This is a genomic window from Clostridium aciditolerans, from assembly GCF_016316925.1.
GTDB classification, from domain to species: Bacteria; Bacillota; Clostridia; order Clostridiales; family Clostridiaceae; genus Clostridium_AM; species Clostridium_AM aciditolerans.
Genome location: NZ_JAEEGB010000005.1, coordinates 246,948 through 260,927 on the forward strand (window position 1 = coordinate 246,948; position 13,980 = coordinate 260,927).

Consider the following 13,980-nt stretch of genomic DNA (forward strand, 5'->3'; position numbering starts at 1 on the left):
AAATTTAATCTGCTTGTTTTTACTTAAATAAAAAAACACAAACCAGTGCTAAGGCTACAATAAATCTAGCCTTAGCACTGGTAGTGCTTGAATTTTTTTGATAATAATTCTATTTATACTGCCCTTCAAATCTCAAGAAAATACCTACCCATCTATCTTCTTCTTTTGATTTAAAATGAATAAGAATTCCTCCGTCTTGATATTCACCATTATTAGATATCCATTCTTTTTTATGAGAACTTCCTTGATTCATATGCACATCATGGATGCCTCTTGGCCCACTTTTCTTTAAATTCATAAATCGTTCTTCTCTTGTTTCTCCTTCTTTTGTTTCGAAGGAATATAAATCTCCAAATATATAAATATCTGCATCCTTCTTTTTAGCTTGGATAATATGCTCATGCAGTTCGTGATTCAAATCACTAGTTGTAGGAACAGTTTTAAATTCATTCATATCAAATAAGTTGCTTCTTATATAATCTAAGGCTATTCTATTTTCCTTATTTTCTTCCTGATCATAATTAAATATCTTTATTCCATAGTCCAGTCTTGATAGTTCCTTTAATGAGAACTTTTTCTCATCCTTCACCCTTATATCTTCTTTAAACAGGTATTCCAATTTTGGGGTTTTTCTTCCTTCATGAGATCTAACATTAACTTGAACCTCAATATTGCCATTATTAAAAGGAAATTTACTCTCTTCCATATATAATGTTTCAGCATGTATCCTAAAATAATAATGAAATACTCCTCCTAATTTCTCATATCGGCATTGGACATCTCCTTCTAATTTCAATCTCCCCTCTTTTCTCGGAACCTCACAGCCAATATTCGTAATAGTTTTTGCTTTTGCTTTGCACACAACGTATATAGGAATAGCCACACATACACCCCCATATTATTTTATATGTTATCTTATTAATTTTCTCTCCAGTTATGTATATTATTATACGATATTCTTTAATATTTTTGCATTTTTTAGAACTAAAAGCATAGATTTACATTTCCATAAATTAGATTTATAATTTTATTTATGAGCTAAGGTATCTTGAAAAAATAACCAGTCAGTATTATATTGGGCTTATTTTTTTATTTCAGATGCCTAAATCCAGATTATAGAGTTTAAACTCTATAATAACTTGGAGGTGTTAACGTTAATGAGATTGGTAAATTTTAAATATTTTATGCTAATTGTCATACTTCTATTTCTTTCTGCGCTCACAGCCTGTTCTAAATCCTCACCACAGGTAATCTCCCCCAAGAGCGAAAGAAAAGTAAAACTTAGATGTGTTATGTCCTCGGAAGATAACATCAAGTTAGAGGCATTCAAAACTTTTGCGGCAGATATAAAAACTCAATTTCCAGACTATGATATAAGCTTCAGCTTCATAAAGGGTGATATACAGAACTATCAAACAAAAATAAAGGTACTTTTATCCTCAAATGATAAACCTGATATTTTTTTCTCAAATGGAGATGGTTTTTCTGATGAGCTTTTATCTGCGAATGTAGTACAACCTGTAGATAAATATTTAAATGAATTAAAATTCTGGGATATGGTTATTCCTTCAGCAAAAGTCGATGGCTCCGATAGTCATATATATGCAGTGCCTTTCGAGGAAGTATATTATCAAATGATTGAAATAAACACTGCTTTATTTGAACAAAACAATATTAAACCTCCTACTAATTTTGAGGAACTTAAAATTGCTGTTTCTACATTTAAGTCCAAAGGACTTGTGCCTATAGCCCTCGCTGGGAAAGATGGAAGAGCTGTATATAATATGGTTGAAGGATTTGCATGCACCATTGATCCACAAGTTACCAAAAAAATTATGAATGGCAAAGAAAAGTTTTCTGATGAATCTTTTAAAGAGGCTGCATCCAGCGTAAAAGATTTAATAGACATGGGTGCCTTTGGAGATAATCCTAAGTCCCTTACAGATGCAGATGCTGCTAACCTTTTTTATTCAGGTAAAGCCGCTATGTATTGTGCAAGTTCCTCAGATTTTAAGATATCTAATCAAAAACTTAATGGAAAGTGCAGATTACTTTATTACCCTTATATAGGAAAATCAAAGTCAATTGTCTCGAATAATCTTGTAGGCGGCTTACGAAAAAATTCAGGCTTGCTTATTTCATCAACCTCGGAGCATCCAAAAGAAGCAGTGAAGCTAGCTATAGAAATGTCCAAGTATTATAATAAGTATTTATATGAAAAACAAGGTAATCCTTCAATCATTTATATTCCTAGTAAGCAAAGCTGGAAATTAGCTAGTAGTGCTCCTGTATCCCTGCAGCAATTTACGAAAGATTTATCTGTTAATAAAAATATTACCGCCGCCTTACTACAAGGTAACATAAATGTTAATGCATCAAAGGCAGTAATTGAGGATTCTTCGGCATTTATGACCGGTCTTCTCTCTGTAGATAGCTATACCAGAGAAATGGATAATGGATTAAAGTTAAAATAACATAGTTACTTTCTGGAGATGGTTTTAATGAACAACTTAGAAGTAAAAGTACCTAAGCCCAAAAAGAAATATAAATTAATATTATCAGTAGCAATAGTATTATTATCTATTGTAAATCTAATAGGCTTATATTTTGGTAATATGTACTATCAAAATATATGTAAGATATCTATTAATAGAGCCAACACAGATATTGGATACTACAAAAACAGCTTTAATTTTAAACGTTTTGAAACTCTTGAATCCTATGATATATCTATAGAGTCCAGCTTTGGATACAAACTTGCTGGTACATATATATTCAATCCTAAGCCTACAAATAATACTGTTATTATAGTTCATGGTATTACCGCAAGCCGTTGGGAATCGATGAAATATGCTGACATGTATCTTGACATGGGCTTCAATGTAGTTGTATATGATTCAAGATATCATGGCAAAAGTGGAGGTAATGATATATCTTTAGGTTTCTTTGAAAAAACTGACCTTGATAACATAGTCAAATGGGTGAGGTGGGTGAACCCTAATGCTATACTGGGTGTACATGGTGAGTCCCTTGGTGCAGTCACTGCTTTGCTGCAGGCAAACTTAGACCAGACGAAAAAAAATGTAAGCTTCTACGTAGTAGATTGTCCCTATTCTGATATTTCGGAACTATTAAGTATGAAACTGGCCGGAGATGAAAAACCTCATTTAGGACTTGCTTCTGGATTTATTCTTTTCTATGCAAACATGATAGCACTTAATAAATCTGGATTTTCATTATACGCAGTGTCTCCTATAAAAGCAATAAAAAATATTAAAACTCCCATAATGTTTATTCATGGCAGTAATGATACCTTTATACCGGCATCAATGTCTTTAGAATTGTATCTAGAAAAGCCAGGTCCTAAAACCATATATATTTCGCCAGATGCTGAACATGCCATGTCCTACTTCATCAATAAAGCTGAATATACTGCAAAAGTAAAGCAGTTTCTTATTCAAAATAAAATTATTTCTTAGTTTTTTATAAAGGTACTAGTCCGAAAGTTAACTTATACGCCGGTATATGTTTCCAAGCTTCAGCACGTTAAAAACTTTTAGCCAGTCTAAAGCTTGTGTTCCAAGATAACCTAAGAACTTTCGAGAACTCGCTGTGCTCAAACAACTCTAAAGTTCTAAGGTTCTTTTAAAACCCTTCACTAAGACTGGCACAAAGTTTTTAAATCTACTTCAGCTTTGGAAACATATCCCTCTGTATAAGTCAACTTTCTAGTTAATTTCTCTATAAAACCAAATTTTTTATTTGCAGGTCTCTTTCTTTTCTCAGGTCTATAAATTCTCCTTCATCTAATAGTAGCGGTCTTGACAAATCGTTTATATGTATTTGTATTATTTTACATACTTTATCTGTATCTAATAATATATTTTCCCCTACATAATAGTTTATTATATGTTCTATGAATATCTTACAATATTCATAATCCAATCTTCCTAAGCTCTCTTTTTGAATTGTCTCTAAAGCTGCAAAAGGATCTTCTCTCTTTTTATATGTCCTGTTTGAGTTAACTGCATCAAAGGTGTCTGCAATAGCGATTATTTTAGCAAAAGGATGTATTTTATCTCCTTTTACCCCTAAAGGATAGCCAGAGCCATCTAATCTTTCATGGTGCATAAGTATGCCATAAGTCACTGAATTGTGTAAGTATGGTATTTCCTTTACAAAATTATAACTAATAACAGGGTGTTCTCTTATAATTTCTTTTTCTTTTGTTGTTAAAAACCCTGGCTTATACAATATGTTCTTATCAATTTTTGTCTTACCAAAATCATGTAAAATTGCTGCATAGGTTAAAAATTTGATTTCTTTTTCGTCAAAGCCTATCCACTTGCCAAGTATAGAACTTAGCGCTGCTACATTAACAGAATGTTTAAATATACAATCATTATCGCTTCCATAAAGCACTATATTCTTTATAACAGCACTAGGTGAGTTTAATTCTTTCTCAACCCTGTTTGCGAAATTCCTAATTTCAGTTATACCAACTTTTATTCTTCCATCCATACTTTCAAATATTTCTTCTACATTATTTGAGAATTCGTCAAAACTTCTTTTAACTTCTTCTACGGTTTTTATTCTATTTATTATAATATTCTCATCTTCATAATCATCTTCACTATAAACCATTATCTTATATTCAAAATATCTATCTTTTAATCTCTTTATTAAATCATCAGTGAGCTCCACCCCTTCAGAAACTAACACTATATTTCCAGACTTTATTTCTTCCGCTACTATCATTCCAGATTTCAGCTCATGAATTCTCATAGAAACTTTTTTTAATTTCATATTCTATATACCTCTCATCCAGTGAAGTTAATTTATTATGCATTTTAATAAATGTTAAAAATCATTAACATAAGTTTATAAAAAATTCATCTTTAATCATTAATTCTACAAAATACAATAATTTCCTTTAAAGTTTTAAAAACATTACATAATCTTTTTATATTTTTTATGGAACAATTTTCTTTATTTATCGTCTAATATAATGAAAAGACAATAAAGGAGGCAATAAAAATGCTAAAAGATTTAATATTGGCAGGGGTCATAGCAACTTCTGTAATGACATCCAGTACAGCATATTCTGGGACAAACACTGAAATTAAAAAAAGTACAGGAGGTGATTTAAGCTATATTACAGTGGCGGATGCATCCATGTATGATGGTAAAATAACTGATGTAAAGAAAACAAAGGATGGATTGGATGTAATGGTGTCAAAGCTTGGAGAAAGTGATTCTCCCCTTAACTCATTAATTTTTCATGTAAATAATGATACAAAACTTAATGTAGCTAAGGAAACTTTAAAAATAGGAGACAGAGTAAACGTATTTTTCTCTGGTGCTGTCACAAGAAGTATACCTGGGCAAGCTACTGCAATTGCTATAAACCAGTTAAAAGAAGATTGTGTGTATGAAGGACAAATAGAGGAAGTAATAGACAATAAATATGGTAAATCAATATCTGTAGTATCTGATAGTAAAAACTCTAATTTTGATAAAATAATATTTAATATAAGCGATAAAACATCTTTCAACAATGGTAGTCTTTTAGATTTGAAGAAAGGCGCTAAAGTCAAGGTAGTTTATGGACCTGTAATGACAATGAGCCTTCCACCTCACACTACCGCTTTAAATATAGAATTTGTAAAATAAAGTCTAAGTTCCTCTGAAGCTAAGAATTTCTTTATGTACTAAAACATAATTTTAGAAATGTAGATAAGGTGCAAGCAAAAAATTGCCTGCACCTTATCTATTCGTATCTTAAGGCATCTATAGGATCAAGGTCTGCTGCTTTTTTGGCAGGGTATATTCCGAAAAATATGCCTACTGCTGATGAAAACATTATAACTCCTACTATTACCAGCGGTGAGACCACTGGAGTTATGCCTGCAAAGATCCCTATTAAGTAAGCTCCTACAATACCTAAAATCATTCCGATTATTCCGCCAATAACAGATATAATAACGGATTCCGTTAAAAATTGAAGAAGTATATTTCGTGTAGTAGCACCTATCGCCTTCCTTATACCTATTTCCCTTGTTCTTTCTGTTACAGAAACAAGCATAATATTCATAACTCCAATCCCGCCTACAAGCAGTGATATAGCTGCAACTGCTCCTATAAATGCTGTGAAAATTCCTAGTACCTTATTGACTTGACTGAGCTGTTTCATCATACTCTCTGCTTTATAAACCTCTCTGCCAGCATTGTTATGTCTGCTTTCTAATACACTTATAGCACCATTACCTGCATTTTCACTTTCCTCCTTAGAAGTTGCCACTACAATCATTGAGTCAATAAGTTTGTCATTTGGGTATAATTCCTGAACTAAAGTTGCCGGTGCTGATACCATTGCAGGAATGTTCTCATCGGAGCCTCCTCCGAATATCCCCATTTGGCTTTTCGCTATCCCAACAATAACAGCTTTTTTAGGTGAAATTTTTGGACCAACATTTACACTTTGCCCTACTGCATCATCGTATCCAAATAAAGCTTTAGCAGAGGTTTCATCTATTACGATTACAGGCTTTCCTTCTAGATATTCTTCTGTATTAAAATATCTTCCAAACAACATTTCCGTATTATCTATATTTGCATAATCATCGTTAACTCCATTTATAAATGCTCTTTTAGACTTAATATCCGAACCTATTATGCCCTGCTTTTGCATAACAGGTGATGAATATTTTACTGATGGAATTCTTTCCTTAACCTGCCTTACATCATTTAAATCTATATAATCACTTTGAGAAGCTTTTTGAGGATTTACCTTTATATTTACTGATGCTGCTCCTATTTTTTCAAATTCCCCTGTGATGGCACTTTGCCCACCTTGGCCTAGAGAAACTATTGTGATAACAGAACTTATTCCTATAATAATTCCAAGCATAGTTAGAAAAGATCTCATTTTATTTGCCTTTACACTTTCTATAGCTATTTTAAAGTTTTCTTTAATATTCATATACTCACCACTTCAATCCTATCCTTTACTGCTTCATCACTTACTATTTCACCATCTTTAAATCTTACAATTCTCTTTGTATATTTTGCTACATCTGGCTCATGAGTTACCATTATTATAGTTGCACCTTCACTATTTAAATCCTGAAATATTTTTAATATTTCCATTGTAGATTTGCTGTCTAAGTTTCCAGTGGGCTCATCTGCCATAATTACCGCTGGGTTATTTACTATCGCCCGAGCTATAGCTACTCTTTGCTTTTGACCTCCAGAAATTTCATTTGGTCTGTGCTTTACTCTTTCCTTAAGGCCAACCTTTTCAAGAGCAATCATAGCCTTTTCTTTTCTTTCCTTTTCTGAAAGCCCGGCATATATCATAGGCAGCTCCACATTTTCTAAAACTGTCATACGTGGCAGTAGGTTAAAAGCTTGGAAAACAAAACCTAGTTCCTTGTTTCTTATTGCAGCAAGTTCTTCCTCTTTTAAGTTGGATACGTCATTATTATTTAACATATATCTTCCTTCATCCATTCTATCCAAGCAACCTAAAATATTCATAAATGTTGATTTTCCAGAGCCAGAAGGTCCCATTATAGATGTAAATTCTCCTCTTTCTACTTTGAGACTTACTCCTTTTAATGCTTTAAAACTTAGCTCTCCAGTTCTATATATTTTCACTATATCTTCTACCTCAAGCATAGCTCTTCCCTCCTATGCCACTTCTCTTACTTTAGTTCCATCAGTAATGTTACTGCTTGGATTTAAAATAACTTTATCTCCTTGTGCCAAACCCTCAGTAACCTCCGCCTCTACATCTGACTTAATTCCTGTTTTTATATCCTTCTTTTGTGCTATTCCGTTATTATTTATAAAAATATAACTTTTTCCATACTTATCTGTTTTTATAGCTTCAGCAGGTACCTTTAGTACGTTTGCTTTAAATGCCGTCAGAATATCTATATCTGTATCAAAATCTACCTTTAAGTTTTCAGAACCATTTAATATATCTATATCTGCTAAAAGAGTAGTTTCTCCCCCTGTTGGAGATTGTGTTTTAGTAGGAGCTGGATTTATAAAAGCAACTTTTCCTTTGTAAGATTTACCTGGCGCTTTTATTACTGCCTCCTGTCCTATTTTTACCTTATCCGCATCATATTTCCCAAGGGATACCTGCGCCTTTAAATTGTTTAAGTCCTGAACAACAGCTAAGGGCTGAGCAGGATTTGCAGTAGTTCCCTCTACTGCATTTAGTGCTGTCACTACACCATCTATCTGTGATACAACACCATTTTTTACACTACTCAGTCTTGAATTCGCAGCATCTAAAGAGGTCTTTGCAAGCTCAATAGCATTATTTGCCTCTTCTACTTTTACATTCGAAATTGGTTGTATTGCATCTCTTTGCTGTTTTAAACCTGGAAGTAAAGCTTTCACTGATGGGTCTTTACTATTTTCCGCTTCCCGTATTTTTTCATCTAAATCACTAATTTTTGAATTTATATTTCCAACTTGATTCTCTAGTTCTTGCTTCTGCAAAACAGCATTGTTATACTGAAGCTCAGCCTGCCTAAGTTGAGTACTTAAGTCCGAAATATCATAGCTTATTAAGCTTTGACCACTTTTTACCTTGTCTCCCACTGCTACATTTATTTTTTGTATTTTTAACTGTGCTCCATAGTATTCCTTAGAGTTCTTCGATTTTATTGTAGCTGTGGTAGACAAATACGATTGTATGTCGCCTTTCTTTGCAACAGCTGTCTTAACTTGTTTTATCTCCGCTTTATTTTTGGTGTATATTCCAAGAGCTGCAATTGCACCTATAATTACTATTGACGTTATTATCACTACCTTTTTTTTCATGGCACTACTCCTCTCTAGTATAAATAGCCTAAAAGTTTAATTTATATATATATTTTTATAATCCAAATTCCTAGATTGTCTATCTATGATATTCCTTATATTTTTAGTATTTAATAAATTTATATTCATTATCTATTGCGTATTTTGTAGTACTTATAAATAACCTTTTATTATTTATACTTTTTTTCTTAAGAAATTAGCAATTTTTTCAAATTGTTTTATACACGCAAAAAAGGAACTTGTTACATTATCACAAGTTCCTTATAATTAATCATCTGATACTAGATAGCATATAAAAATATTATATTTTAAATTTTTTAACTAGATTGTTTAGCTTTTCTGCCAGCTCAGCTTGGCTTTGAGCAGTCTTTGCTACTCCTTCTAAAGATGCTGTTGAATCATTTATACTTCCTAATATTTCTTCTGAGCTTGCTGCTGACTGCTGTGCAGTTGCTGACACACTTTGAGAAGACTGACTTACTTGTTCTACAGAGTCTGATATGGTTTGAGATGAAGCAGATACTTCCTTCCAGCTTTTAACCATATTTAAGGCATCTTGTTCATATTTTGCCGCAGTATCTACTAAAAACTGATAATCAGGATTTACAGTATCTTCTATATATCTTAGTAATTCTTGGGCATTTGTGGAAAGATTAAAAAATGAATTTCTAACTTGAATTACAATGTTATCTATACTCGAGACGCTATGAGCAGATTGTTCCGCAAGTTTTCTTACCTCATCTGCTACTACAGCAAATCCTTTTCCATGTTCTCCCGCTCTTGCAGCTTCGATTGCAGCATTTAAAGCTAACAAGTTTGTTTGCGAAGCAATATCACCTATTTCTTCTGCCATTACCTTGATTTCTTCAACTATCTTGCCTTCTTCAATTGCTTTAAGTATACTATCCTGCTGTTTTTCATAAATCTGTCTTGAATTTCCAATCGATTCCATACCTTTATTTTTTACAGTAATAGCTCTTTTTTCTACATCTATAGAATATAAATTAGATTGTTTTGCATTGTTTGCAAGTAGTTCTGTGTTTGAGCTTACTTCTTCTATAGCTGTACTGCTTTCCTCGATAGATGAACTCAATTCTTCAATACCAGCAGAAATTTGTCGAGTAGATTCAGTTATATTTTCCATCTTTGATGTAATTTCTTCTATTGTACTAGATAATTCTTCGCTTGAAGCTGCAATACTGTTTGAACTGTTATTTAATTCAGCTATTAGTTCTCTTGTATTCTCTCCCGCTTTATTTAAAGCTAATGCCAAACTTCCTATTTCATCATGAACACTTATATTTATTTCCTGTGTTAAGTCTCCACTGCCAAGTGCTTCTGCAAAAATTAAGATTTTATTCAATCTTTTCGTAATCATTTGAGATATTCCATATCCTAATATAACTGAAATAAGCAATCCTATAAATGTAATACTTAAACTTGTTCTACGTGCTGCACTATACTCTAGTATATTTTCCTCGTTTGAAGCTTTAGCTAAATTTACATTAATATCAACAAGTTCTTGAATTGCACTTTCAGTATTTTCTCTTAGCTTTTCGATATTTTGCAAGTCCGCTGCTACCTCGTCATATTTATTATCAACTACATCTTGAATTAACTTGCTTCGGCCAGTTCTATATTCTGTAAAGACCTGCTTAAATTGAGAGTACTGCTGTTTTTCTTTATCTGACATATCTGTTTGCTCATACTCTTTTAATATTTTATCATTTTCTTCTGTTAATTTATTAATTTTATTCACATATTCGTTAACCTTATTCCTGTCCTTCTCATATACAAGAAGCAAAATATTTGAACGTATTTCTTGTAAATTTTTTTGAATACTTTTAATATCACTTACTGGTATCAGATTGTTTTTATACATAGAGATAGCATTATTATTAATTTTTTTCATGCTCAAATCTCCAGCGAACCCAACTATACCAATAAATAGCGCCACTACAATAAAGCTTAATATCAGTTTGTGTTGAATCTTTAGTTTTTTCATTTTACTCCCCCCATAAATAAAAAATTAAACCGATTAAATATATGATATTTAGTTTATTTTTAAATTATATTTTACACACTCAACTACATATTGTACCATATATAATATTTTTTTCAACAAAACCTCTAATTTCCCGCTTCATATTCTTTGATATAAACCGCCATATACGAAATAACAAAAAGTAAAAACCACCAATTAGTTAAATGACACTAATTGGTGGTTAAGTAGATCCTAACTCATCGGAAAAACTATTTGGTTCTATTTGAATTTTCATCACCCTTTCTCTTTAGATTTCCCGACTAATAACTATATGTCGAGGGTATTACAACCTTTAAATATTAACTGATTTTTAACAAATTATTATAAAGCTAATTCTTATTTGTACTAAACATATTCTATATCGATACCTTTAGATGCATGTACAACAAACTCATTATACAACGCTATCGCATGAGTATCATCGTATAGATTACATTAGCCAAATACTTTCTATTTGTACTACGTACGCCCTATAGTCTGATACTACTAGACGCTTTGTACAATTTACATAAAGACTACTAACTACCTGAGTTATTACTTCTTGATGAGTTAGAATCTACTAGAAGTAGGTTTATCCTTCTTCTTGATTATATTATATCACTTGTTTTTCTAAAATTCAATATATATTCAGAATATTTAATTTATTTATTTTATATTACCTTATCGCACTCCTCATCATCCTCTATACAAGGCAGTACCACTGTAAATTTTGTTCCTTTTTCTAATTCACTTTCTACTTCTATTCTACCTTCATGCTCCTTAATAACTTTATAACAAAAATTTAATCCTAAACCTGTGCCATTGCTTTTGGTTGTGTAGAAAGGTGTACCTATTTTCTCTAAGGTCTCTTTAGACATACCATGTCCATTATCGGTTATTTTAATAAACATTTCATTTGCCTTTTCATTATATCCAGCTTCAATTTTTAGCTCAGCATTTTTAACTTCAGTCATTGCTTCAACTGCATTTTTGCAAATATTTAGTACAACCTGCTTTACTTGTGCTTCATCACAACGAAGATATCTTTCTTCTTTGGATAATTTAAAGTCTATATTTATACCCCTTATAAGGGAGGATGTAATAATTAAGCTTTTTATAGAATAAACTATATCATACATTGACACCTCTTCCAATTCGGTCTCTTTTGGCTTTGATAGGGATAAAAACTCACCAATTATTCTATTTACTTCATCAATTCCTTTATTCATTTTCTTAGTATATTTTTTTATCTTATCTTCTTCTGTTAATGTATCTATTAATTGACAACTTCCCTTTATAGTTGTTAAATAGTTCCTTGTTTCATGTACAATTCCTGCTCCCATTTGACCTAAAAGCGCGAGTTTTTCCTGCTGCATCATCTTTTCCTGTTGTTCTTTTAATTCCGTTATGTCAGAAGCAACTATTATTAAACCTATTAATTCACCATCTATATTATATATTTTAGATGAGTTGCAAAGTAATCGTTTTTTTACTTTATTAATAGTAGTAATTTCTATTTCATAATTTTTATATTTTATATTTTTAATATCTTCTTGCCTGTATTCCTTATCTATATGTATTTGAAGCGTTGATATATGATCATTAATATCCATACCGACTATATTCTTTGCAGGTAATCCAACTATATTTTCATATTCTTTATTACACATAATTATTTTATTATCTCTATCTACCATTATTATTAACTTTTCTATGGAGTTTAATATTGTTTGGGTTTGAAATTGTAAGTTTTCAAGCTCCTGTTCTTTTTTTATATCACTAAGCAGTATTAAAACTCCATTATGTATCTTATGTGAAGTAACCGCAAGCTTAATATAATCACCATTTGAGATTTTGTAGGTTTTTATAATTCTATTTATACCCTTTTGATTTTCTAATGTCTTTTCATAAACTGTCTTTCCATAATGTTTTTTATTTAAAAACATCCTTTGAATTTCTTTTGAAAAACAGCCATATAATTTATCTCTGTTACAAAGAAAAATCTCTTCAAATTTTTTATTTACATACTCAAGCCTACCGGTATCATCATACATTAATATGGCTATAGGCGATGCATCAAGCAAATCACTTAAATTTTCACTTAAATGTTTCAACTTATTCTTATTGTCTTCTAATCTCTCATAAGGATATGTTATAGTGCTTACAAAAACTGCCTTATAAAAATAGTAATAGAATAATATTTTTAAAACATGACCATAGGCGCTGTAGAATGGTGTTAATACTTTAAATGATGCAAAAATTAATTCAGAAGGAATGATTATAAGAAGTGCCATGAATATATTCCTATATGAAATGATATTCTTATTGCTTAAGTTATCTTTTAAATTGTAAACGCTAACAATCGTTAAAATAATTATAACGTATTCTAGTGCAATCTTGCTAGGAGTTGCCCCCTCTTTTGACATCATAACAGGCAAAACATCTGGAAAATACATTATGATTATAGATGTGCCAAAAGAAAGAAAAATAGTAAATATAAATCCAATCCATTTATCAATCTTAGTTATTTTAATTTTCAATGATACTATTGCTAGAACAATTGCTTCAATTAGCCTTCCTATCATCCAATATCTTGCAGTTAAATCAGAACAAACTTGATTAGATGTTTGAGCATTCAAGAAATAGTAGGTATGAAACAGATTAAAAATTGCAACTGAAAGAAATCCAAATCCTATAAAATGATTTAAGTTTAGAGTCTTTTCATAAGTATTCCAAATAAGCATAAATGTTGCTAGAGATATAAATATGCATGTCAATTCAAGTATAGTGTGGAATAAATACATATCTCTTTTCCATAGTGTCTGCGAAGCTATAAACGATACAGCTAAGCTCGAAAGCAATATAAAAATGTACTTAGAAATCATTTGGCGGTTATCTTTAGTATTTGTACTAATCATCTTACCCTATTCCCCTCCTTAATGCACTAAGTCTTGTAAAGTTACAAATTATTCCTATAAAAATCATAGCATACTTTTCTTATTAAAGAAATACAATCCAAAACTAATTGAATGTCTTTCAAAATCTATATAATAAAACATTCATCAATCAGCGACGTGATTAATATAATATTCTGTAACGTTAAAAATGGAGGTTGG

Annotated in this window: 10 protein-coding genes; 3 read left to right on the forward strand and 7 right to left on the reverse strand. The window is 31.3% G+C overall.

What is annotated here, in order from left to right:
* Nucleotides 1–109: 109 nt before the first annotated feature.
* A complete protein-coding gene (locus I6U51_RS04845) occupies nucleotides 110–883 on the reverse strand; it encodes a DUF2278 family protein (RefSeq protein ID WP_211141462.1) in 774 nt (257 codons plus the stop codon).
* A 274-nt stretch (nucleotides 884–1,157) separates the two neighbouring features.
* On the opposite strand from I6U51_RS04845, the gene I6U51_RS04850 reads away from it, so the two are divergent.
* Both I6U51_RS04850 and I6U51_RS04855 read left to right on the forward strand, forming a co-directional pair.
* On the forward strand, nucleotides 1,158–2,474 hold the full coding sequence (locus I6U51_RS04850) for an ABC transporter substrate-binding protein (protein WP_211141463.1): 1,317 nt from the start codon (nucleotides 1,158–1,160) through the stop codon (nucleotides 2,472–2,474).
* A gap of 27 nt (nucleotides 2,475–2,501) precedes the next feature.
* A complete protein-coding gene (locus I6U51_RS04855) occupies nucleotides 2,502–3,479 on the forward strand; it encodes an alpha/beta hydrolase (RefSeq protein ID WP_343069507.1) in 978 nt (325 codons plus the stop codon).
* Nucleotides 3,480–3,741: 262 nt separating this feature from the next.
* Here the strand turns inward: I6U51_RS04855 and I6U51_RS04860 are convergent, their stop codons facing one another.
* Nucleotides 3,742–4,806, reverse strand: coding sequence for an HD-GYP domain-containing protein (locus tag I6U51_RS04860; protein ID WP_211141465.1), 1,065 nt, complete (start codon nucleotides 4,804–4,806; stop codon nucleotides 3,742–3,744).
* 231 nt (nucleotides 4,807–5,037) lie between these two features.
* Here I6U51_RS04860 and I6U51_RS04865 point away from each other — a divergent pair, with 231 nt between their 5' ends.
* A complete protein-coding gene (locus I6U51_RS04865) occupies nucleotides 5,038–5,673 on the forward strand; it encodes a hypothetical protein (protein WP_211141466.1) in 636 nt (211 codons plus the stop codon).
* 97 nt (nucleotides 5,674–5,770) lie between these two features.
* Here the strand turns inward: I6U51_RS04865 and I6U51_RS04870 are convergent, their stop codons facing one another.
* The 5 genes from I6U51_RS04870 to I6U51_RS04890 form a co-directional block, all read right to left on the reverse strand.
* A complete protein-coding gene (locus I6U51_RS04870) occupies nucleotides 5,771–6,982 on the reverse strand; it encodes an ABC transporter permease (protein ID WP_211141467.1) in 1,212 nt (403 codons plus the stop codon).
* A complete protein-coding gene (locus tag I6U51_RS04875; protein WP_211141468.1) occupies nucleotides 6,979–7,680 on the reverse strand; it encodes an ABC transporter ATP-binding protein in 702 nt (233 codons plus the stop codon). The genes I6U51_RS04870 and I6U51_RS04875 overlap by 4 nt, the downstream gene beginning before the upstream one ends.
* 12 nt (nucleotides 7,681–7,692) lie before the next feature.
* Nucleotides 7,693–8,841 (reverse strand): efflux RND transporter periplasmic adaptor subunit, encoded by a 1,149-nt coding sequence (locus I6U51_RS04880; protein ID WP_211141469.1) that lies wholly within the window; start codon nucleotides 8,839–8,841, stop codon nucleotides 7,693–7,695.
* Nucleotides 8,842–9,142: 301 nt separating this feature from the next.
* On the reverse strand, nucleotides 9,143–10,846 hold the full coding sequence (locus tag I6U51_RS04885) for a methyl-accepting chemotaxis protein (RefSeq protein WP_211141470.1): 1,704 nt from the start codon (nucleotides 10,844–10,846) through the stop codon (nucleotides 9,143–9,145).
* Between the two features lie 689 nt (nucleotides 10,847–11,535).
* A complete protein-coding gene (locus I6U51_RS04890; protein ID WP_211141471.1) occupies nucleotides 11,536–13,782 on the reverse strand; it encodes an MASE3 domain-containing protein in 2,247 nt (748 codons plus the stop codon).
* Nucleotides 13,783–13,980 lie beyond the last annotated feature (198 nt).